Genomic DNA, 22,116 nt, shown 5'->3' with positions numbered 1-22,116 from the left:
GCCGCCGGCCGACCGTCGAACCGACCGATCGAGGCACCCCTGACCACCATGAGAGTGACGCTCGCCCCCGGCCACCACGCCACCCTGACCGACCGCCCCCTCCCCCTCACCCCGCGTTTCACCGGCACGGAGCTGGTCGTCGCGCCCTACGGCGGGCCCGGGGAGCGGGAGCGGTTCCTCGCGGGCACCTTCGGAAGTCAGGACGTGCTCTGGGACACCCCGGACGTGCTGCGTTTTCGGCCGGGGGACCGCGGGCTGGCCGGGGTCGCGTTCGCGGTGCCGGAGGAGTCCGCGGAGGAGGGCTGGGATCCGGCCGGGGTGCCGGAGGCCGTGCCGGGTGGGCTGCGGGCGGACGACGAGCGGGACTTCCGGCTGGAACCGGCGACGCTGCTGTGCCGCGCGCCGGGGGACGCGGTGGTGGCCGGGGTGCGCGACCGGGAGGTCCTGACCGGGCCGCTCGACGCCCGGGTCGGGATCGCCCCCGGGGTGGCACTGCTCGTCCGGGGCGGTGAGTTCGCGGGGTGGACCCTCACCGACCCGGCCCGCTATCTGGCCGACGATCCCGCCCCGCCGGCCCCGGCCACCCGCGCGCTGCTCACCGAGTGCCTGGACCTGACCACCGCGCCCCTGCTGTACGCGGTGGAGGACGGGGAGCCCGCCGCCCTGGCCCGGCTGCGCGAGGCCCACGAGACACTGCGCGCGAGGCCACAGGACCGGCGGCGGGCCGAGACACTGCTCGCCCTGATCGCCACGCTGGTGGCGGACTTCGGCGGGTGAGGGCGGGTGGGACCGCTCGGCGGCGTCAGCCGATCGGCCGGCGCATCTCCTCGCGGATCTGGAGGGCGGAGGCCGCCGCTGCCGCCAGGTCGACGTCCTCGGGGACCGTGGCGATGAGTTCGGGGGTCACCTCGGCGACCGTGGCGCCGGTGTTGCCGTCCATCCAGCCGCAGGTGGGGATGGACATCTCGGTGCCCATCGTGGTCTGGGTGAGGACCTCGCAGGTGACCGTGATGCCGGAGTCGTCCGGGGTGAAGTCCTGGGGCGGTACGGCGACCTCCATGCCGTCGGCCGCGGCGGCGCCCTCCATCATGCTGTCGCGGTTGGCGTCGACGCTCAGGAAGCGGCCGTACATCCCGGAGACGACCAGCGTGCCGGCGGCCTCGTCGCCGCCGAGGCTGTAGGTGGCGACGACGGCGGTGGCGTCCTTGGCGTCCCAGGCGTTCTCGGCCTCGTCCTCGATGGCCCGGCCCTCGGTGTCGGACATGTCCTCGGCCAGTTCGTAGCTGTCGTCCAGGAGGGTCTGCGGCAGGGTGAGTTGATACTCGGCCTCGGGGAAGGCGTCCTCGACCACCTCGTCGCCGATCAGCGCGAGCCCGGCCACGACGACCACGCCCAGCGCCACGACGCCGCCGACGATCCCGAGGATCAGCCCGGTCCGCTTCTTCCTGGGCGGCGGCCCCATGGGCGGCGGGCCACCCCAGGGCTGCTGCGGCTGCCCGTAGGGGGCGGCACCGGCAGGGGAGGCCGGAGGCTGGCCGTAGGGGGCGCCGAAGGCACCTTGCGGGGGGACCTGCGGCGGCTGCGGCGGCGGCTGGCCGTACGGCTGCTCCCCGTACGCGGGCGGCTGCGGGTACGTGGAGCCCGGGGGCGGTGGCGGGGTCTGGCCGTACGGATTCTGGGGCGGTGGCGGGGTCTGGCCGTACGGATCCTGGGGCGGTGGCGCGGTCTGGCCGTACGGATTCTGGGGCGGCTGCTGGCCGTAAGGGTTCTGCGGTGGTATGGACACAGCGGAAAGGTACTCCACAGGGAGAAGGGCCAGGGGCCGCCCTGAGCGGAGGCCCTCGCTCCGGGCGGGTATCGGTCTACGCGGCCTCCGCCGCACCCACCTCCCGCCGCTCACCCACCTCCCGCAGTTCACTCCCCTCCCCCGCCTCGATCGCCTCCGCCACCTCCCCCACCCGCTCCCGCTCCTCCGCCGCGAACCGTTCCTCGTCGAGGCGTTCGGCGATCTCCTCGTCCTGGCGCATCAGGGCGTCGAGGTCGGCGTCGCCGAGGTCCAGGACGCCCATGTCGACGTACGCCTGCTGGAGGCGGGGGCCCCACAGGCCGATGTCCTTGACGCAGGGGACGATCCGGCTGAACAGCAGTTTGCGGAACAGGGCGAGGTACTCGGAGCGTTCGGTGAGGGCCTGGGCGTCGGCGCGCGGGATGCCGAAGTTCTCCAGCACCTCGACGCCGCTCAGCCGGTCCCGCATCAGATAGCAGCCCTCGATCACGAACTCCTCGCGCTCGCGCAGTTCGGCGTCGGTGAGCCGGCGGTAGTAGTCGCGCAGCGCCATCCGGCCGAAGGCCACATGACGGGCCTCGTCCTGCATCACATAGGCGAGGATCTGCTTGGGGAGGGGCTGGCGGGTGGTGTCGCGGATCATGCCGAACGCGGCGAGGGCGAGGCCCTCGATGAGCACCTGCATCCCGAGGTAGGGCATGTCCCAGCGCCGGTCGCGCAGGGTGTCGCCGAGGAGGGCCTGGAGATGGGGGTTGACGGGGTAGAGGAGCCCGACCTTCTCGTGCAGGAAGCGGCCGTAGATCTCGGCGTGCCGGGCCTCGTCCATGGCCTGGGTCGCGGAGTAGAACTTGGCGTCGAGATCGGGCACGGACTCCACGATCCGGGACGCGCACACCATCGCCCCCTGTTCACCGTGGAGGAACTGGCTGAACTGCCAGGAGGCGTAGTGCCGCCGCAGTTCGCCCCGCTCGCGCTCGCTCATCTTCGTCCAGTACGGGGAGCCGTACGCGGCGATGGCCTCGTCGGGGGTGCCCAGCGGGTCGTGGGGGTCGACCTCGGCGCTCCAGTCGATGCGCCGGTTGCCGTCCCACTGTTTGTCCTTGCCCTTCTGGTAGAGGGCGAGGAGGCGTTCGCGGCCGGCGTCGTACTCCCAGGAGAAGCGGGCGGCACCGGTGGCGGGGATCTGCCAGTGGGGGTCGTCGGGGGCGGTGGCATACAGGTCGAACGTCGACATACTCCGCAGATTCACATGGCCCGCGAGGCGGCAACAAGGGCGCCCGGGAACAAGTGAGGAAGGTGACGCGGGTGGTGTGACAACAACTGCGGTCGGGGCTCTTGACGACCTTGCTGACACGCAGTCTCATAAAAGGTGACCCGGGGTAACACGTTCCTGTTGACGACAAGGGTGGGACACCGACGATGACGACCCTCACCGACGATGACGCCGATGCCGACGCGGTCGACGGGCTGCGGGACGCGCTCGGCCTGCTCAAGGACCGCGAGCAGGTCGCGGAACGGCTGCTGGCATCGTCCGCGAAGCACTCCTTCGACCCGGACGCGGAACTCGACTGGGACGCCCCGTTCGAGGACGGCAAGTGGTTCTGGCCGCCGGAGCTGGTGTCCCTGTACGGCACCCCGATGTGGCACCGGATGAGCGAGGAGCAGCGCATCCTGCTCTCCCGGCACGAGGCGGCGGCGCTGGCGTCGCTGGGGATCTGGTTCGAGATCATCCTGATGCAGCTGCTGGTGCGGCACATCTACGACAAGGCGGCGACGAGCGCGCATGTGCGGTACGCGCTGACCGAGATCGAGGACGAGTGCCGGCACTCGAAGATGTTCGCCCGGCTGATCTCCCGGGGCGACACCCCCTGGTACCCGGTGAGCCGGGCCCACCAGAACCTGGGCCGCGTCTTCAAGACCGTCTCCACGACGCCCGGTTCCTTCACGGCGACGCTGCTGGGCGAGGAGGTCCTCGACTGGATGCAGCGGCTGACCTTCCCCGACGAGCGGGTCCAGCCCCTGGTGCGCGGGGTGACCCGGATCCATGTGGTGGAGGAGGCCCGGCATGTGCGGTACGCGCGGGAGGAGTTGCGGCGCCAGATGGTGACGGCGCCGCGCTGGTCGCAGGAGTTCACGCGGGTCACGTCCGGCGAGTTCGCCCGGATCTTCTCGGTGGCCTTCGTCAACCCGGAGGTCTACCCGAACGTCGGCCTGGACCGCCGGGAGGCGGTGGCCCAGGTGCGGGCGAGCGGGCATCGCCGGGAGGTGATGCGGACGGGGGCGCGCCGCTTGACGGAGTTCCTGGATGAGATCGGGGTGTTGCGGGGGGTGGGGCGGAGGTTGTGGCGGGCTTCGGGGTTGGTGGGGTAGGTGTCAGGCCGCGTGCCCGGCACGAAGGGCGGGGCGCATCGCCCACGCAGACGGCCCCCGCAGGTCGGTCGCGGAGGCCGTTCACGAGCGCTGGGGGTTCAGGCCGACAGTCGCCCGGCCTGCTGCGTGCACGCAAGCGGGCCCCTGACCGATTGCGGGAGTTCGCCTCGTGGAGCGGCGTCCAGCACCACGGAAGCCTCACGGCCGATGCTCTGCCGTCCCCGCCTTGGGGATGGCAGGGCATCGCCATGTCGACACTCTGGGTCAGCGAAAGGGACCCCCGCGACCGTGCGACCGGTCCGGGGGTGTGGCCACCAGCTACAAGGGAGCTGACGACAGTGAGCCTTGTCCACACCGCCTCAGGGCGAATCAGGGGTCTCTTGCGCCCCGGCCCCGGGACGGAAGGCGCGGCGCGGTGAACGCAGGCACCCCGCCCGCTCCGGGCACCTCCCGCATGACCATCGAGACGTACCGCGTCCGCCCGGACGGTGAGCGGGTGGGCCGTACCCGGCGGCGGGTCTACCGGGCCGTCCCCGGGCCCCTCGCCGCCGTCTCCCAGGGCTGGCCCCCCTGCCGCTGCCCCCGCTGCCGCACTGGCAACGGTCCACTGGCCACCTGACCGGCAACGCCCTCGAAGGGGCGCGGGGCCGTGTCGATATGCGGCTCCGCCGCGTGGGCGCGACCAACCACCACCCAGCCGCACAGCCCCCACGCCCCCACCACCCCCCTACCTCCCGGCCCCCACCCCGGCGGGGACCCGCTCAGCCTCCGTCGCCTCCGCCGGACGGCGCCCGCTCGGCCACCACAACCCCCTGCCGAACACCACCGCCAGCGCGGGCACCAGTACCAGCGACAGGACCAGCGCCGACAGCAGGATGCCCAGCGCCGTCGAGAAGCCGACCTCCTGGTTCGCCGGGTTGGCCACCAGGCTCGCGAACGAACCCGCCAGGACCACGCCCGCCGTCGTGATCGCCGGTGCCGTGTGCCGGACGGCCCGTGCCACGGCCGCCCGTACCGGGACCCGGCGGCCCGCCGCCATCTCCTCGCGGATGCGGTCACTGATCAGGATGTTGTAGTCCGTGCCGAGGGCGACCACGAAGAGGAAGAGGACGAGGGGGAGGGTGAAAGTGACGCCCGCGCGGTCCAGGCCGTGCTGGAAGACCAGCGTCGCCGCCCCCAGCGTCGCCGCGAACCCGAGGCCCACCGCCACCAGGAGCACCAGCGGCGCCACCACGGAGCGCAGGAGGAGGAAGAGGATCAGGGCGATCAGCGCCGCCGCGATCGGGAACACCAGGCGCAGATCCTTGTCCACGGCCTCGGAGATGTCCGCGTACACCGCCGCCGTCCCGGTGATGTGGGCCTCGGCGCCCTCCGGCTCATGCGCGGCGACAGCCGCCCGCACCGGCCCGGACACCAGGTCCCGCGCCTCGGACGTGTCCGACGCGACCTTCAGTACGACGCCGATGCGCGCCGCCGAGCCGTCCTCGTCGTACGCGGCGGGCATCACCTGCCCGACGCCCTCCGCCTTGCCGAGCGCACCGGCCAGGGCGTCCACCTCGCCCTTGTCCAGCGGGCCGTCCCCGCTGACGTACACCGTGTGCGGGTCCGTCGCGCCCGCCGGCATCGCCCGTGCGATCTCCTCCGAGACCCGTACCGCGTCCGTGCGGTCCTGCTCCGGCAGGTCGTAGCTCATCCGGACGCCCGCCGCGCCCGCCGTCAGCGCGCCCAGCAGGGCGAGGCTCGCCAGGATGCAGCGGACGGGGTGGCGGGTGACCGAGTCGCCGAGCCGGGCCGCGAGGCCGCCCTCGCGCTCCACCCGCCACGCCTTCGACGGCCAGAACATGCCCCGCCCGGCCACCGCCAGCAGCGCGGGCATCAGGGTCAGGCTGGCCAGCAGCATCACCAGCACCGAGACCGCGATCGACGGGCCGAGCACCCGGAACTGGCCGAAGCTCGCGATACCGAGGGTGGCGAACGCGGCGACGATCGTCAGCCCGGCGGAGGTGATCGCACCGCCCACCTTCGCCGCCGTCGCGGCTGCCGCCTCCCGCGCGTTCACCCCGGGACGGGCCCGCAGCTCCTCGCGGAAGCGGAAGAGGAGGAAGAGGAAGTAGTCGATGCCTATGCCGAGGAGGATGACGCTGATGAGGGAGGGCACGGACGCGTCGAGGGGGATGTCGAAGAGGACCGCCGTCCCGGCCACCGCGCCCATCGCCACCCCGCCGATCAGGGTGCAGGCGATCAGCGGCAGCAGCGCGGCGAGCGGACTGCGGAACACCAGGACGTTCAGCAGCACGATCAGGCCCATGGTCAGCCCGGCGATCAGCATCTCCCGGTGCTCACCCGCCTCGACGGTGTCGGCCGTCGACGCGATCCCGCCGGTGAAACCGGCCCGCAGCCCGGCCTGCCCGAACTCGTCCACCGCGGCGTCCCGGACGTCCCGGTACACCTCCTGGAGCGCGGGGTCGTTCATGTTCCCGGTGAGGGAGACGGTCAGGAGCTGGAAGGTGCCGTCGGGCGCCGTCGCCCCCGGGCCGTAGTCCGGCCGCTGCGAGTGGTCCTCCATCAGCGGTGTCTCCGGCTCCGGCGCGTCGATCCGCCGCTCCCGCAGCTCGGCGGTGATCGCGGAGATCCGCTCCCGGTCGGCACCGGTCAGCTTCCCGCCGTCGGCGCGGGCCACCAGCACGGTCGCGGCGTTGGCGTCCGGCTTCTCACCGAACTCGTCCTCCGCGATACGCAGCGCGGCGGCGGAGTCGTACCCCTTGGGGAGGAAGTCCCCCGGCTGGGAGTCGGTCGCCTTGTACATCATCGACTGGCCTACGAGGGTCAGGGCGATGCCGAGCACCGCCCAGACGGCGATCGTCAGCCAGCGCCGGCGCGTGGCGAACGAGGTCAGACTGCGGATCATGATGGTCGGGGCCTCTTCCGGAGACGGGGTCGGGGAACGTCTCCAGCAGATCAACACCGGGGCACCTCGGACATCGTGCACGGGACCGAGCGCCGCCCCGGACCCCGGTCATGCCCGGTCCGGCCCCAGGACCCCGGTACTGGGCGGTGATCCTGCGAGGTGAGGACAGGCATGCGCCGGGCTCGTGGTCGTATGGGGGAGAGCAACCCCGGCACCCACCCCGACATCCATCCCGACATCCACCCCGACCCACCCCCCGCCCCACCGCGCCCGCCCGGAGAGACCGCACCCATGAACCACGACGCCCCCGGCCCCGTCCGCCGCGCCTGGCGCTGGTACACCGCGCACGCCCGGCAGCGCGGTCTCGTCTCCCCCGCCCTCGGCTGGCTCCGCAATGATGTGCTCATCCTCTTCGTCACCGCCCTGGAGCTGCTCGACTACATCGCCACCAGCGTCGGCGAGGACCGGCTCACCCCCGCCGGGATCGTGATCGTCGCCCTCAGCCCGCAGCTCCTGCTGGCCCGCCGCGACCACCCCGTAGGGACGCTGCTCGCGCTGCTCGCCGTGCAGACCGTGGCCGGGCTGCTGCTGCCGATGACCCAGGGCCTGGGCCCCGCCGTCCTCCTCGCCCTGTACGGGGTCGCCCGTACGGCGCCCAGGACGACGGTGGCCTGGTGCGTCGCCCTCGCCCTGGCCTCGGGCCTGGTGCGCGCGGCGGCCGGTGGCTCCCCGCTGCCGACGGCCCTCGGTGACGGGGGCGGCCTCGTCGTGGTCGTTCTCGCCGCGTTCTGGGTCGGGCAGTGGCGCCGCCAGACCGATCTGACCCGGCGGCTGCTCGCCGAGCGCGCGATCGCGGGCGAGCGCCGCCGGGTCGCCCGGGAGCTGCACGATGTGGTGGCCCACCACATCACCACCATGTATCTGATGTCGGGCGGCGCCCGCACCGTGCTCGACCACGACCCCGAAGCCTCCCGCGAGGCCCTGGTCACCCTGGAGTCGTCCGCCCGGGAGGCGCTCGGCGAGATGCGCACCCTGCTGGGTGTGCTGCGCGGCGACGACGCCCCCGAGGCGCCCAGCGAGCCCCAGCCCGGCATCGGCGACCTCCAGGGGCTGGTCGACAGCGCCACGACCGCCGGTCTCCCCACCAAGCTCCGCACCACCGGCACCCCGCCCCCGGCCCCGCTGCCCGCCACCACCGGCCTGACCGTCTACCGGATCGTCCAGGAGGCTCTCACCAACTCCCGCAAGCACGCCGGGGACGCGACCGCCGAGGTCCATCTCGACTACGGCCCCGACCACCTCACCGTGACCGTCACCGACGACGGCCACCCCCGCGCCCACTCCCACCCCCGCCGCTCATCGTCGCTGGTCGGAGGCGGGTATGGTCTCCTGGGGATGAGGGAACGCGTCGCGGTCCACGGGGGCTCGCTGGAGGCGGGCCCCCGCGCGGAAGGCGGTTTCCTGGTGGCGGCGACCCTGCCGCTGCCGCCCCCGTGACCCCGAGCCCCCGCCGAAAGCGACCCACCCCCGTGACGACCCCGCCCCACCCGGACCCGCTGACCGTCCTGATCGCCGACGACCAGCCCCTCGTCCGCACCGGTCTCTCCCTCATCCTCCGGGCCGCCCCCGACATCGAGGTGGTCGGTGAGGCGGGCAACGGGGAGGAGGCCGTCGAGGCCGCCCACCGGCTGCGCCCCGCCGTCGTCCTGATGGACATCCGGATGCCGGTCCTGGACGGCGTCAGCGCCACCGAACGCCTGGTCGCCGAGCTGCCCGGCATCCATGTCCTCGCCCTGAGCACCTTCGACATGGACGAGTACGTGATCCGCGCCCTGCGCGCGGGCGCCTCCGGCTTCCTCCCCAAGGACGTCTCCCCCGAGGAGCTGACCACGGCCCTGCGCACCGTCCGCTCCGGCGAGGCGGTGGTCGCCCCGCGTCTGCTGACCCGGCTGATCGCCACCTTCGTCAGCGCCCCGCAGCTCCCCGCCGACCTGACCGGCCTCACCGCCCGCGAGACCGAGGTGCTGCGGCTGATCGCCTCGGGCCGGGACAACACCGAGATCGCGACGGCCCTGGCCATCGGCGTCCAGACGGTCAAGAACCATGTCACCAACGTCTTCGCCAAGCTGGGCGTCCGGGACCGCGCCCAGGCGGTGATCGTGGCGTACGAGTCGGGGTTGGTGCGGGCGGGGAACGGCACCCCGTAGGGGCGCCGGGTGACCCCTCGTAGGGGCGCCGGGCGGGGCCCCCTCCGGGGGAGAACCGCGCGACCGGCCACGACGCGATCCGCGCCCACCCGACTACCCTCGACCCATGCCCCCCGCCGCCCCCGCCTACCGACGACTGAGCGTAGAGGCCCGCAGAGCCCAACTCCTCACCGCCGCCCTCACCCTCTTCGCGCTCCGCGCCCCCGAGGACGTCTCCCTCGACGATGTCGCCGAGGCGGCCGGTGTCTCCCGCCCACTCGTCTACCGCTACTTCCCCGGCGGCAAGCAGCAGCTCTACGAGGCCGCCCTCCGCTCCGCCGCCGACGAGCTGGAGCACTGCTTCGACGAACCCCGGGTGGGCCCGCTCCTCTCCCGTCTCTCCCGCGCCCTGGACCGCTATCTCGCCTTCGTCGACGGCCATGACGCCGGCTTCAGCGCCCTCCTCCAGGGCGGCAGCGTGGTGGAGACCTCCCGGACGACGGCCATCGTGGACGGCGTACGCCGGGCCGCCGCCCGGCACATCCTCGACCACCTCGGCGTCCCCGACCCCGGACCCCGGCTGCGGATGACCGTCCGGATGTGGATCACGGCGGTGGAGGCGGCCTCCCTGATCTGGCTGGACGAGGAGAAGCAGCCGCCGGTGACCGAGTTGCGGGACTGGCTGGTGGAGCAGTTCGTAGCGATGCTCACCGTCACCGCCGGACGCGACCCGGCCACGGCGGAGCTGCTCGGCGCGCTCGCCGCCCCGGCGGATGACTGACACTGGTCCCGTGAAGAGCGAAGACACCCCTTTCGAGGGCGGCCCCCTGGACGGCCGGGTACTGCCGGTGCTGCTCGGGATCACCGGGCACCCGCCGAAGACGTACCGCGTCCCGGTCCCCGACCCCGCCGGGGGCGAACCGACCGTGCTGGTCTATCTGCGCACCCCCCGCTCCCCCAGCGGCAAGGTCGGGATGCGCGACCGCTGGAAGTACGTGTACGCGCCCGAGGGCAGGCCGCCGGGCCGGCCGAAGTGGCCGTGGAGCAAGCCGGACCGACCCGGTACGCCCGGCGAGAACACCCCCGGGTGACCCCGTTACGCCATCCCGCCCACCCCGCGCGCGCCCCGCGCCACCCGGCCGCATCCTCGCGATGCGGGGCGGAGACACCTCCCCGCAGCGGAGGTGATGACATGTCAGAAAGGCTTCTGCGACTGGCCTGTACGGCGGCCTGCGCCCTCTCCACCCTGGCCGCGACCACTCCACCGGACGACGGCACTCCCACCGTCGCCGCCCTCCTGACGGACCTTCAGCGCCGCTACCGGGAGGCCGAGAAGGCCACCGAGACCTACAACGCCACCGAGGAGCGGCTCAAGAAGCAGCGCGCCGAGGTCCACCGTCTGGACACCGCCCTCGCCCGCGCCCGCACCTCCCTGCACGACAGCCGCTCGGCGGCCGGCCGGCTGGCCCGCCAGCAGTACCAGTCCACGTCCGACCTCTCCCCCTATCTGCGTCTGCTGCTGGCCCGGGACCCCTGGCGGGCGGTGGACCAGGGGCATGTGATCGGTCAGGTGGCGCGGGAGCGGGTCGCGACGGTGAACCGGCTGACCGGCGGCGAGCGCCAGGCCGGCACCCTCGCCCGCCAGGCCCGCACCGCCCTGGACAAACAGGCCGCCCTCGCGCGCAAGCAGCGCATGCAGCGCGACGAGGTCACCGGCCGACTGGACGAGGTGGAGAAGCTCCTCGCCTCTCTCACCGCCGAACAGCTCACCGCGCTCACCGCCCTGGAAGCCGAGGACGCCCGGAAGTCCCAGGACACCTTCATGGCGTCGGGCGCCCTGAGCAGCACGGCCAAGAACCCGACCGCCCAGGGCGAACGGGCCCTGCGCTACGCGGTGGAACAACTGGGCAAGCCCTACGAGTGGGGGGCGGAGGGCCCGGACAGCTACGACTGCTCGGGCCTGACCTCGAAGGCATGGGCGGACGCCGGGACCACGATCCCCCGGACCAGCCAGGAGCAGTGGGCCCAGCTGGACCGCGTCCCGCTGGACCGGCTGCGCCCCGGCGATCTGGTGGTCTACTTCCCCGAGGCCACCCATGTGGCGCTCTACCTGGGCGACGGCAAGGTCGTCCAGGCCCCCCGCCCCGGCGCGAGCATCAAGGTCTCCCCCATCGCCGCGAACCCCATCCTGGGCGCGGTCCGCCCGGACCCGGGGGCATCCTCAATCCCGACGTACACCCCACCACCGCTGCCGGCAGACGCCGCGGACGGCTCGGACGCCGGGTACGACAACACCGGCATCTTCTAGGGGCGCGGGGAACTGCGCGACCAGCCACGACGCAACCCGCACTCACCCGGCCAGCGAAGCCAGATAGGCCTCCGCCTTCTCCGGCTCATAGAAGAAGTTCTCAAAATCCGAGGGATCGTCAAACCCATTGGCGAACCGATCCCCCACCGCCGGAATCGCCCCCGCCGCCCCGATGAGGTTCAGGACATGCTCGGGCGGCGGAGCCAGCATCGCGTTGGTCCACTTGGTGACATGCCGCGCGGTATCCCAGTACCGCTCGAACGTCGCCCGCATCCACGCCTCGTCGAACTCCTTCTCCCCCTGTTCCAGGATGGACGCGAGATAGGAGGCCGCGCACTTGGCTGCGGAGTTGGAGCCCTGCCCGGTGATCGGGTCATTGGCGACGACGACATCGGCGACCCCCAGCACGAACCCCCCGCCGGGCAGCCGGCCCACGGGATGGCGGACCGTCGGCGCGTAGCGCCCGGCGAGCGTGCCGCCCGCGTCCGTCAGCTCGGCCTTGGTGGCCCGCGCGTACTCCCAGGGCGTGAACCTCTCCATCAGCTCCAGGGTGAGGGAGAGATGCTCGGCCGGGTCCTTGATGCCCTGGAAGGCGTCCAGGGGGCCGCCGGGTATGCCCTCCCAGAAGAGGATGTCGGCGCGGCCGGAGGTGGTGAACGTCGGCATGACGAAGAGTTCGCCGACGCCGGGCACCAGATTGCAGCGGACCGCGTCGAAGTCGGGGTGCTCGGGGCGGGGGCCCAGGCCGTGGACGTAGGCGACGGCCAGCGCGCGCTGCGGCTCGCGGTACGGGGAGCGGGAGGCGTCCCGGCCGAACATCTGGACCAGCTCGCCCTTGCCGGCCGAGACCAGCACCAGATCGTAGGTGCGGGCGAAGTAGTCGAGGTCGCCGACGGCCGCGCCATGGATGACGAGCTGGCCGCCGCGCTGGGCGAAGGTCTCCATCCAGCCGGCCATCTTGACCCGCTGGTCGACGGACTGGGCGTGGCCGTCGAGTCTGCCGACCCAGTCGATGATCCGCTGGGTGGGGCCGGGGTCGTGCGAGCCGGGGGCGGCGACGGAGACGCCGAGGCCCTCGATGCGGGGGGCCTGGGACTCCCAGAAGTTGAGCTGGAGATCGCGCTCGTGCTGGAGCGCGGTGTGGAACATGCACTGTGTCGACATGACCCGGCCCGCGCGGATCTCGTCGGCGGTCCGGTTGGACATCAGTGTGACCTCGTACCCGTGCGACTGGAGGCCGAGGGCGAGCTGGAGTCCGGACTGGCCGGCTCCGACGACGAGTATCTTCCGCATACGGGTGCTGGCTCCCTGGGTCGGGCCTATGGGGTAGGCCGGTCTACTCGGGTGTTTCGTCCAGCGCGTGGCCGACGAGAGCCAGAAGGGTCTCGATCACAGAGATCCGGCGCCGCGCATCCATGATCATTACAGGGATGTGGGACGGGATCGTCAACGCTTCCCGCACATCCTCCGGTTGGAACATCTCACTGGCGTCGAAGTGGTTGACCGCGACGACATACGGCAGTCCGCAGCTCTCGAAGTAGTCCAGGGCCGGGAAGCAGTCCTTGAGCCGCCGGGTGTCGGCCATCACGACGGCGCCGACCGCGCCGCGCACCAGGTCGTCCCACATGAACCAGAAGCGCTGCTGGCCCGGGGTGCCGAAGAGGTACAGCACCAGATCGTCGTCCAGCGTGATCCGGCCGTAGTCCATGGCGACGGTGGTGGTGAGCTTGCCGGGCGTGGCCGAGAGGTCGTCGGTCTCCTCGCTGGCCTCGGTCATCAGCGCCTCGGTCATCAGCGGAGGGATCTCCGAGACCGAGGTGACCAGGGTGGTCTTGCCGACCCCGAACCCCCCGGCCACCACGATCTTGGTGGCGATGGGGGCCCGGGTGTGGTCGGTCTGCCAGGACCTCGGATTGTCGTCGTCGACGACGAGCGGGATGACGCCCGAGACGGCGGCGTCAGAGACGACGGAGTCCACTCAGCACCCTTTCCAGCAGCGCGCGCTCCGGGCGGCCCGTGCCATGGCCGGTCCCGGTCCCGTACACATGGATCTTTCCCTGGTCCGCGAGGTCGCTGAGGAGCACCCGGACCACGCCGAGGGGCATCTTCAGCAGTGCGGCGATCTCGGCCACCGTGCGCATCCTGCGGCACAGTTCGACGATGGCCCGCATCTCCGGCATGACCCGGGCCAAGGAGCCGTTGGTCAGCTCCTTGCGTTCCTCGCCCGCCTCCAGGGCGGCCGTGGTCGCCACGAAGGTCTCCACCAGCAGGACGTGCCCGAAGCGGGTCCGGCCGCCGGTGAGCGAGTAGGGCCGGACCCGGGCGGGTTTGCGGTCCCCGCCGCGCACCGGGAGTTTCTGGGGGCCGCCGTCGCTCATCGCTCACTCTCCGCCGGTGCGGCCGACCGGGACGCCCCGGCGGGCTCCGGCTCCGGCTCCAGGGACTTCCGCAGCTCGGTGCGGAGTTCGGGGGTCAGCACATGTCCGGCGCGGCCCACGAAGAGCGCCATGTGGTAGGCGACCACACTCATGTCGCAGGCGGCGGAGCCATGGACGCCGAGCAGCGAGCCGTCGCTGATCGACATCACGAACAGGCTGCCCTCCTCCATGGCGATCATCGTGTGCTTGACCCCGCCGTAGTCCAGCACCTTGGCCGCCCCCAGGGTGAGGCTGCCGATGCCGGAGACGATGGTGGCGAGGTCGGCGGAGGAGCCGCGCGGCCCGGTGGGCCGCTCCTCGCGCGTCTCGCGGGCCTCCGCGATCCTCCCGGGGTCGGAGGAGAGCAGCAGCAATCCGTCCGAGGAGACCACCGCGACGGAGAGGATGCCGGGCACCTCCTCGACGAGGTTGGTCAGCAGCCAGTGCAGATTGCGGGCCTCACTGCTCAGTCCGAACGTACTGGTCGCGGTCAACTGCTTGCCTCCTCGACAGTTCCCCCCGTGGATTCTTCGGCTTCCGCGTGTGCGGTGTGTGCAGCGTGCTCGGTGTCGGGTCCGGTGCCGGAGGTCCGGGTACGGGCCGTCTCCTCGGCGATCTCCGCCCGGACGTCCCGCAGTCCCGCCTCGGCGCCCCGGCGGAATCCGCCGAGCCGGCGCCGCAGTGCCTCGGCGTCCACGGAGGAGACGCGGGGGCGCGGTGGGGCCTGCGGTGCGCTGATCCGGGGGGTGCGCTTGGGCAGCCCCTTGTCGGTGACGGCCTCGTCCGGGACAGGGACCGAAGCCGGGACCGCAACCGGGACCGGGACGGCCCCGGGGTCGGCGGGCTCGGTGCGGGGCCGCTCGTCGGGCGCCCGCTCATGGGTGTCGGGCCCTATGGCGTAGGGGTCCTGGGCCGGTACCGGTACCGATGCCGGTTCCGGCAGGTCGTCCAGCGGTTCGGGGGCCAGCAGCTCCATCGTGGTCTCGGAGGGGCTGTCCCGGCGGGCCACCTTGCGCACGGGCAGGGGCTCGGGCGCCGGGTCGTGGGCGGCTTCCGGCGCCGCCGCCTGGGCCGGTTCCGGTGCCGGTGCCGGTTCTGTCGCTGGCGCTGTCGCTGGTTCTGTGGCCGGTTCCGGTACCCGTTGCGCCGGGTGGGCCGCCGCGACCGCCTTCTCGGCGAGGGCGACCAGCGGGTCCTTGGTCCCGGAGCGGCCGTACAGCATGTTGGAGTTGGCCTCGGCGTCGGCGCCGGGCAGGGTGAGGGTGCCGGTGGTGTCGGCGGCGGGCGCGGGGGCCGGTACGGCGGCCGGGCCACCGGTCACCAGCAGCGACTTGGGCAGTACGACGACCGCGGCGATCCCGCCCTGCTTCTGGTCGCGCAGCTGGACCCGCACCTGGTGGCGTAGGGCGAGCCGGGCCACCACGTACAGCCCGAGCCCGAGGCCGTCGTCGCCCTCCCGCTCATAGGGCGACTCGGGGTCGAACTCGCCGAGCCGGGCGTTGAGCCGGGTCATCCGCTCCTCGGTCATGCCGATGCCCTCGTCCTGGACGGAGAGCATCACCTCGCCGTTCTCCAGCAGCCAGCCGGAGACCTCGACGGGGACCTCGGGCGGGGAGAACGTCGTGGCGTTCTCCATGAGTTCGGCCAGCAGATGGGAGAGGTCGTCGGCGGCGAACCCGGCGATCTGGGCGTGCGGCGGCAGCGCGGCGATCCGGATCCGGTCGTAGCGCTCGATCTCGCTGACGGCGGCGCGGACGACATCGACCAGCGGGACCGGGCCCGCGGTGTGCTGGACGTGCTCGGTGCCGGCGAGGACGAGAAGGTTCTCGCTGTGCCGGCGCATGACGGTGGCGAAGTGGTCGAGCTTGAAGAGGGTGGCGAGCCGGTCGGGGTCGTCCTCGCGGTCCTCCAGACCCTCGATGACGGCGAGCTGGCGCTCCACCAGGCCGAGGGTGCGCAGGGAGAGATTGACGAAGGTGCCGCCGATGCTGCCGCGCAGCCGCTCCAGGGCGGCGGAGGACTCGTCGAGTTCGCCGCGCAGCTGTTCCCGGGCGTCGGCCATCCGCTGGCGCTGGGCGACCAGGTGCTTGCGGTCGGACTCCAGGGTGGCGACCCGCTCGTACAGGGCGACGGACTGGGCGTGCAGGGCGTTCACGGACCGGACGACCTGGGCGAACTCGTCGTTGCGGCCGGTGAACTTCACCGCCTCGGCGCCCCGCGGGTCCTCGGCCCCGGCGAGCCGGGCGGAACCGAGGCGCAGCACGGCGAGGGGGCGGGTGAGGCTGCGGGCCATGGCGGTGGCGATACCGACGGCGAGCAGCATCAGCGCGCCGAGCAGGGCGACCCGGATCTCCAGCGCGGTGACATCGTCGTCGCGCAGGGTCTCCAGATCGCCGGTGCGGCGCTCGTAGAGGGCGGACTCGACGCCGCGCATCAGCTCGATCCGGGCGGACAGGGCGGCGTCCAGCTCCTGGGGGTCGGTGCCGAGTGCGTCGTCGCCGAAGGTGGGGCGGCCGGTGAGGTCGGCGAGGAACTCGTCGGCGTCGTTGACCTCGGTGCCGGTGAGGGTGGAGTCGTAGGAGGACTTGGCGCTGTCCGGGGCGCTCTCGTGGAAGCCGGCGAGGGCGGCGTCGGAGCGCAGCCGGGCCTGCTGGGCGGCGGCGGTGAGCGCGTTCCGGACCTTGGTGTCGGCCTCGGAGGAGACGGTGGACTCGATGGGCAGCCCGGTGATCGGGTCGTAGGTGGTCTCGGTGGTGGTCGGCACGCTGAGCGCGGCCAGCAGCAGGCCCCGGGTGGCGGCGGCCTGCTGGACGGCGGTGTCCAGCTCGGCGAGGGCGTGGCCACCGGCACCGGCCCTGGGGGGCAGCTGTTCGGCGAGGTCCTCGGCGAGGCGGTGGAGTTCGGCGATGGCGTCGGAGTACGCCTGGTGGGCTTCGAGGGCGCTGCTCTTGCCGGTGAGGGCGGAGCGGCGGACGCCGGCGACGGCGTCGAGGTCCTCGCGCAGGGCGGCCGGGATGTCGGGGTCGGCGCGCAGTTCGGAGACCTGGCGGTCGACCCGGACGCTGCGCTGCTCGTCGGGGGCCTTGGACTCGTCGCGGCCGGCCGCGACGAAGGAGGTGACCTCGTCGCGCTCGTCGGCGAGCGAGTGGGCGAGGGTGAGGGCGCTCTGGGTCTGCCCGGCCAGGACCACCAGGTCCTGGGTGTCACTGAGCTGACCGGAGGCGGCGAGCACCGAGGGGGCGCCCGCGGCGGCGATGGCCGCGGCGACCACGGTCACCGCGATGATCAGCCGGTTGCGTACATGGGTGGGGCGCCCGCGGCCGACGGGCGGGGTGGCGGGCGGGATGGCCGAGGGGACCACGGAGGGCACCACGGAGGGGACGACGGGCGGGGCGGTGGTCGGGCCGGAGGGGCCCGCCGGTGCCCCGGCGGTGGTGCCGGGCGTGTGGTTCGGGCCTCCCGTGGGGGCCGTCCGCTTGCCTGCGCGCCGAAGCCGCTTCTTCTGCACCGGTGCTCGCATTCCTGACTCGCTGTACCCAAGGGGCCGGGTGACGTTCCGTCAATCGTCCGTCAATTCGGTGCAACTGGTGCGACCTCACCCGGTTTCGGTGACCGACCCTCCCAGTGCCGCTGGGTGGTGGTCGCGCATCATCGGACCCGCCACCCGAAGGAGTGAACATCGGAGGGGAGTTGGCGGGCAAGTTCCTCCGGCGTGTGCGGACGGGGGGGTCCCGCGAGCCAGTTGGACGTCGGGGACGCACTTTGACAGGATTCGCCGTCACCAGTTTCCAGACCATTGCATTACCTCCCAAAACCGGCGGCTGACCTGCGCGGGCGTGCCGCGCGGGCAGAGGTTGTCGCCCATTCGCGCAGCTTGTGAAGGGGTGGTGCAGACTGACGGGATGCGTACGGAACTGGTATCGGAGCCCGGTGACCGGGCACGGCCCAACGAGGACTTCGCGAGCGTCGGACTACCCGCGTGCGGACAGGGCGGTTCGCTCGTGGTGCTCGACGGGGTGACCCCGCCGCCGGACGGGACGGGCTGTGTGCATTCCGTCCCGTGGTACACCGCGCGCCTGGGCGGGGCCCTGACCGAACTGACCGTTTCACTACCGGATGTCCCCCTTGCGGAAGCCCTGTCGCTCGCCATCGCACGTACCGCTTCCGCACATATGGAAACCTGTGACCTTTCTCACCCTCGCACCCCACAGGCAACCGTCGTCACCGTCCGCTGGACCGATTCGAAGATCGAATACCTGGTTCTCTCCGACTCGGCCCTGCTGGTGGAGTCCCCGGACGGCCGGGTCACCCCGCTGCTCGACGACCGGCTCGACCGGGTCCCCCGGACCGCCCTGACCTCGGCCGCGCTCACCGACGCCGGCCTGCGCAACCAGGAGGGCGGCTTCTTCACCGCCGCCGCGGACCCGTCGGTCGCGGCACGGGCGGTGACCGGGACCCTGCCCCGCGCCGAGGCCCGCGCACTGGCCGCGCTCACCGACGGGGCGACCCGCTGGACGGAGATGTTCCGCGAGGGCGACTGGACCGATCTGTTCCTGCACGTCCGCAAGAACGGGCCGCGGTCCCTGATCGACCAGGTCCGGGCGCGGGAGCGGGCGGACGCCGAGGAGCGGACCCGGCTGCGGCGGAGCAAGACCCACGACGACGCGACGGTGGTGTTCGTGGAGTTGTAGTCGCCGTCTCCATTGCCGTTACCGTCTCCGTTGCCGTTGCCGTCTCCGTTGCCGTCTCCGTCTCCGTCTCCGTGGAAGTGGCCGGTATAGGGGAGAAGAAAGGGGAGGCGGGCTATTTCTCCATCCCCTGGTTCAGCTGCTGGAGCAGCCGGGCCAGTTCCGCCACCTCGCGGCGGTCCCAGTGGGCGAGCTTGCTGACATAGCGGGCGCGGCGGGCCTCACGGACCCGGCCGACCCGGGTGCGGCCCTCCTCGGTGAGATGGACCAGCCAGGCCCGGCCGTCCGCCGGGTCGGGCTCGCGGGCCACCAGGCCCAGTTCCTCCAGGGCGCGCAGCTGACGGGACATGGTGGCCTTGCCGACACCGATGAACGCGGCGAGGTCGGTGGCCCGCTGCCGCCCGCACTCGTCGAGCCGCACCAGCAGTCCGTACGCCGAGGACTCCAGGTCGGGGTGGACCTCCCGGGCCATCTCGCCCTGGTTGGCCCGCGTCCGGCGCATGAACACGGTCAGCTCCCGCTCCAGGGCGAGGAACTCGCGGTCCACACCGCTGGGCGCCGGGCCCGGTCCGCCCCGATGTCCGTCCGCGTTCGTGTCCTCGTGCACGTCAGCACCCCTGCCGGTTTCCGGTTCATGAGAGTTTCCGCCAGGAGCCGTCATCTCCGCAGCTCCGTCAGTATTTCGCAGGCATAGACCAACGGCAGCGTCCGGCTCCCCTTACCTCCCGCCGCTCTACGTGCGTAGCGTTTTTACCGTGCCCAGGCGGGCGTCCCCGCGTCATTGGGCCCACCGGGCGTGTCCACGGCACCCCGGTCCCGCCCGACCGCCGGGCGTCGGCCGGGCGTCCGGTCATGGCGAAGGCCCGGGGCCTCCCTCACGGGACCCCGGGCCCTGCCCGACCGGCCGCGTCCGTCACGCCGCGACCGGAACCTCCGGCGCCGCCGCCCCGCTGGTGGCGGGCGCGAGCGCCAGTTCCAGGACCTGGCGGACATCGGTCACGGCGTGGACGTCGAGCTTGTCCAGCACCTCGGCCGGGACGTCGTCCAGGTCGGCTTCGTTGCGCTTGGGGATGACGACGGTGGTCACCCCGGCGCGGTGCGCGGCGAGCAGCTTCTGCTTCACACCGCCGATCGGCAGCACCCGCCCGGTCAGCGAGACCTCACCGGTCATCGCCACATCCGTACGGACCAGCCGGCCGGAGAGCAGCGAGGCCAGGGCGGTCGTCATGGTGACGCCCGCGCTGGGGCCGTCCTTGGGGACCGCGCCCGCCGGGAAGTGGATGTGCACACCCCGGTCCTTGAGGTCGCCCACCGGCAGTTCCAGCTCGGCGCCGTGCGAGCGGAGGAAGGACAGGGCGATCTGCGCGCTCTCCTTCATCACATCGCCCAGCTGACCGGTCAGGGTCAGCCCGGCCGCGCCGGTCTCCGGGTCGGCCAGCGACGCCTCCACGAAGAGGACGTCCCCGCCCGCGCCGGTGACCGCGAGGCCGGTGGCCACGCCGGGCACCGCCGTGCGCCGCTCGGCCGGGTCCTGGGCGGACTCGGGCACATGGTGCGGCCGTCCGATCAGGGCGCGCAGTTCCGCGTCCGTCACGGTGAAGGGCAGCTTCCGCTCGCCCAGTTCGTGCTGGGCGGCGATCTTGCGCAGCAGCCGGGCGACCGACCGCTCCAGGGTGCGCACCCCGGCCTCGCGCGTGTACTCGCCGGCCAGCTTGCGCAGGGCGCTCTCGTCGATGGTCACCTCGTCCTTGTCCAGGCCCGCCCGCTCCAGTTGGCGCGGCAGCAGGTGGTCGCGGGCGATGACGACCTTCTCGTCCTCTGTGTAGCCGTCGAGGCGGACCAGCTCCATACGGTCGAGCAGGGCCTCCGGGATGGCTTCGAGGACATTGGCGGTGGCGAGGAAGACCACATCGGACAGGTCCAGTTCCACTTCCAGGTAGTGGTCCCGGAAGGTGTGGTTCTGGGCCGGGTCGAGGACCTCCAGCAGGGCGGCGGCCGGGTCGCCCCGGAAGTCGGACCCCACCTTGTCGATCTCGTCCAGCAGGACCACCGGGTTCATCGACCCGGCCTCCTTGACGGCCCGGACGATCCGGCCCGGCAGCGCGCCGACATAGGTCCGCCGGTGGCCGCGGATCTCGGCCTCGTCCCGGACACCGCCGAGGGCGACCCGGACGAACTTGCGGCCCATGGCGTGCGCGACGGACTCACCGAGCGAGGTCTTTCCGACGCCGGGCGGGCCGACGAGCGCCAGCACGGCACCGCCCCGCCGCCCGCCGACGACCCCGAGGCCCCGCTCGCCGCGCCGCTTGCGCACGGCCAGGTACTCGGTGATCCGCTCCTTCACGTCCTCCAGGCCGGAGTGCTCGGCGTCCAGGATGCCCTTGGCGCCCTGGATGTCGTAGGCGTCCTCGGTCCGTTCGTTCCAGGGCAGTTCGAGGACGGTGTCCAGCCAGGTGCGGATCCAGGAGCCCTCGGGGGACTGGTCGCTGGACCGCTCCAGCTTGTCGACCTCCTTGAGCGCGGCCTCGCGGACGTTCTCCGGCAGATCGGCGGCCTCGACGCGGGAGCGGTAGTCGTCGGACTCCTCGCCGTCCTTGTCCTTGTCGCCGTTCAGCTCGCGCAGTTCCTTGCGGACCGCTTCGAGCTGGCGGCGCAGCAGGAACTCCCGCTGCTGCTTGTCGACGCCCTCCTGGACGTCCTTGGCGATGGTCTCGGCGACATCCTGCTCGGCGAGGTGGTGGCGCAGGTGCTGGGTGGCCAGCTTCAGCCGGGCGACCGGGTCGCCGGTCTCCAGCAGTTCGATCTTCTGGTCAGTGGTCAGGAAGGGCGAGTAACCGGAGTTGTCGGCCAGGGCGGAGACCTCCTCGATGGCCTGCACCCGGTCCACCACCTGCCAGGCACCGCGCTTGCGGAGCCAGCTGGTGGCGAGCGCCTTGTACTCCTTCACCAGGTCGGCGACGGCGCCCGGCAGCGGGTCGGGCACGCTCTCGTCGATCCGGGTGCCCTCGACCCACAGGGCCGCTCCCGGCCCGGTGGTCCCGGCCCCGATCCGCACGCGGCCCCGCCCCCGGATCAGCGCGCCCGGGTCGCCGTCGGCCAGCCGGCCGACCTGCTCGACCGTGCCGAGCACGCCCGTCGTGGCGTAGACCCCGTCGATCCGCGGGACGAGCAGCACCCTGGGCTTGCCCGGCTCCGAGCGGGCCGCGACCTGAGCGGCCTCCACCGCGGCGCGTACATCTGTGTCATTGAGGTCCAGCGGGACCACCATCCCGGGCAGCACGACCTCGTCGTCGAGCGGCAGCACGGGCAGGGTGAGCGGTGTGAACGCCCCGTAGTCAGCGGACTCAGCAGCCATGATCTCCCCTTCGGCAGTCAAGTTGAGCTATGCCGACTCAATGCTCATGAGCCTTCCATTGTTCCCCACCGGATGTTCGCTCTGAGCGATCGACCGGG

General features: G+C 72.5%; 19 protein-coding genes. 9 read left to right on the top strand and 10 right to left on the bottom strand.

What is annotated here, in order from left to right; translation table 11 throughout:
* The first annotated feature begins 48 nt into the window (after positions 1-48).
* On the top strand, positions 49-777 hold the full coding sequence (locus ABZX40_RS02755; protein ID WP_355740528.1) for a hypothetical protein: 729 nt from the start codon (positions 49-51) through the stop codon (positions 775-777).
* A gap of 25 nt (positions 778-802) precedes the next feature.
* Here the strand turns inward: ABZX40_RS02755 and ABZX40_RS02750 are convergent, their stop codons facing one another.
* On the bottom strand, positions 803-1,786 hold the full coding sequence (locus ABZX40_RS02750) for a hypothetical protein (protein ID WP_355740530.1): 984 nt from the start codon (positions 1,784-1,786) through the stop codon (positions 803-805).
* Between the two features lie 76 nt (positions 1,787-1,862).
* The gene (locus ABZX40_RS02745; protein WP_355740532.1) at positions 1,863-3,020 is read right to left on the bottom strand and encodes a ferritin-like domain-containing protein; all 1,158 of its coding nucleotides are present in this window, start codon (positions 3,018-3,020) and stop codon (positions 1,863-1,865) included.
* 185 nt (positions 3,021-3,205) lie between these two features.
* On the opposite strand from ABZX40_RS02745, the gene ABZX40_RS02740 reads away from it, so the two are divergent.
* Together ABZX40_RS02740 and ABZX40_RS02735 are read left to right on the top strand one after the other, a co-directional pair.
* Positions 3,206-4,156, top strand: coding sequence for a diiron oxygenase (locus ABZX40_RS02740; RefSeq protein ID WP_355740534.1), 951 nt, complete (start codon positions 3,206-3,208; stop codon positions 4,154-4,156).
* A gap of 415 nt (positions 4,157-4,571) precedes the next feature.
* A complete protein-coding gene (locus tag ABZX40_RS02735) occupies positions 4,572-4,775 on the top strand; it encodes a hypothetical protein (protein WP_355740536.1) in 204 nt (67 codons plus the stop codon).
* 108 nt (positions 4,776-4,883) lie between these two features.
* On the opposite strand, the gene ABZX40_RS02730 is transcribed toward ABZX40_RS02735, so the two are convergent.
* Positions 4,884-7,064: an MMPL family transporter gene (locus tag ABZX40_RS02730; RefSeq protein ID WP_355740538.1), complete on the bottom strand. Its 2,181-nt coding sequence runs from the start codon at positions 7,062-7,064 to the stop codon at positions 4,884-4,886.
* 192 nt (positions 7,065-7,256) lie between these two features.
* Between ABZX40_RS02730 and ABZX40_RS02725 the strand changes: the two genes are divergently transcribed.
* The 5 genes from ABZX40_RS02725 (at position 7,257) to ABZX40_RS02705 (ending at position 11,558) form a co-directional block, all read left to right on the top strand.
* The gene (locus ABZX40_RS02725; RefSeq protein WP_356009057.1) at positions 7,257-8,561 is read left to right on the top strand and encodes a histidine kinase; all 1,305 of its coding nucleotides are present in this window, start codon (positions 7,257-7,259) and stop codon (positions 8,559-8,561) included.
* 32 nt (positions 8,562-8,593) lie between these two features.
* Positions 8,594-9,271, top strand: a complete 678-nt coding sequence (locus ABZX40_RS02720) for a response regulator transcription factor (RefSeq protein WP_355740542.1) — start codon at positions 8,594-8,596, stop codon at positions 9,269-9,271.
* A 106-nt stretch (positions 9,272-9,377) separates the two neighbouring features.
* Positions 9,378-10,031 (top strand): helix-turn-helix domain-containing protein, encoded by a 654-nt coding sequence (locus ABZX40_RS02715; protein WP_355740544.1) that lies wholly within the window; start codon positions 9,378-9,380, stop codon positions 10,029-10,031.
* The gene (locus tag ABZX40_RS02710) at positions 10,024-10,341 is read left to right on the top strand and encodes a hypothetical protein (RefSeq protein WP_355740546.1); all 318 of its coding nucleotides are present in this window, start codon (positions 10,024-10,026) and stop codon (positions 10,339-10,341) included. Before ABZX40_RS02715 ends, ABZX40_RS02710 begins: the two co-directional genes overlap by 8 nt.
* A 101-nt stretch (positions 10,342-10,442) precedes the next feature.
* Complete coding sequence (locus ABZX40_RS02705; protein ID WP_355740548.1) at positions 10,443-11,558, top strand: NlpC/P60 family protein; 1,116 nt, start codon at positions 10,443-10,445, stop codon at positions 11,556-11,558.
* Between the two features lie 42 nt (positions 11,559-11,600).
* On the opposite strand, the gene ABZX40_RS02700 is transcribed toward ABZX40_RS02705, so the two are convergent.
* The 5 genes from ABZX40_RS02700 to ABZX40_RS02680 are packed head-to-tail and all read right to left on the bottom strand — an operon-like array spanning position 11,601 to position 17,483.
* Complete coding sequence (locus tag ABZX40_RS02700) at positions 11,601-12,851, bottom strand: styrene monooxygenase/indole monooxygenase family protein (protein ID WP_355740550.1); 1,251 nt, start codon at positions 12,849-12,851, stop codon at positions 11,601-11,603.
* 43 nt (positions 12,852-12,894) lie between these two features.
* Positions 12,895-13,536, bottom strand: coding sequence for an ATP/GTP-binding protein (locus ABZX40_RS02695; RefSeq protein WP_355740552.1), 642 nt, complete (start codon positions 13,534-13,536; stop codon positions 12,895-12,897).
* Entirely contained in the window at positions 13,517-13,936 is a 420-nt protein-coding gene (locus ABZX40_RS02690; protein ID WP_355740554.1) for a DUF742 domain-containing protein, read from the bottom strand. Before ABZX40_RS02690 ends, ABZX40_RS02695 begins: the two co-directional genes overlap by 20 nt.
* Entirely contained in the window at positions 13,933-14,469 is a 537-nt protein-coding gene (locus ABZX40_RS02685; RefSeq protein ID WP_355740556.1) for a roadblock/LC7 domain-containing protein, read from the bottom strand. The genes ABZX40_RS02690 and ABZX40_RS02685 overlap by 4 nt, the downstream gene beginning before the upstream one ends.
* Positions 14,466-17,483, bottom strand: coding sequence for a nitrate- and nitrite sensing domain-containing protein (locus ABZX40_RS02680; RefSeq protein ID WP_355740558.1), 3,018 nt, complete (start codon positions 17,481-17,483; stop codon positions 14,466-14,468). Before ABZX40_RS02680 ends, ABZX40_RS02685 begins: the two co-directional genes overlap by 4 nt.
* A gap of 394 nt (positions 17,484-17,877) precedes the next feature.
* Here ABZX40_RS02680 and ABZX40_RS02675 point away from each other — a divergent pair, with 394 nt between their 5' ends.
* Positions 17,878-18,666, top strand: a complete 789-nt coding sequence (locus ABZX40_RS02675; RefSeq protein ID WP_355740560.1) for a protein phosphatase 2C domain-containing protein — start codon at positions 17,878-17,880, stop codon at positions 18,664-18,666.
* A 112-nt stretch (positions 18,667-18,778) separates the two neighbouring features.
* On the opposite strand, the gene ABZX40_RS02670 is transcribed toward ABZX40_RS02675, so the two are convergent.
* Together ABZX40_RS02670 and lon are read right to left on the bottom strand one after the other, a co-directional pair.
* Positions 18,779-19,270: a MarR family transcriptional regulator gene (locus ABZX40_RS02670; protein WP_355740562.1), complete on the bottom strand. Its 492-nt coding sequence runs from the start codon at positions 19,268-19,270 to the stop codon at positions 18,779-18,781.
* Positions 19,271-19,576: 306 nt separating this feature from the next.
* Positions 19,577-22,018, bottom strand: coding sequence for an endopeptidase La (gene lon, locus ABZX40_RS02665; protein WP_355740564.1), 2,442 nt, complete (start codon positions 22,016-22,018; stop codon positions 19,577-19,579).
* Positions 22,019-22,116: the final 98 nt, after the last annotated feature.

It is taken from the genome of Streptomyces sp. NPDC004610 (assembly GCF_040609715.1).
Lineage (GTDB): Bacteria > Actinomycetota > Actinomycetes > Streptomycetales > Streptomycetaceae > Streptomyces.
The sequence above is the reverse complement of the archived record's forward strand: the minus strand, read 5'-3'. Positions and strand labels throughout refer to the sequence as shown.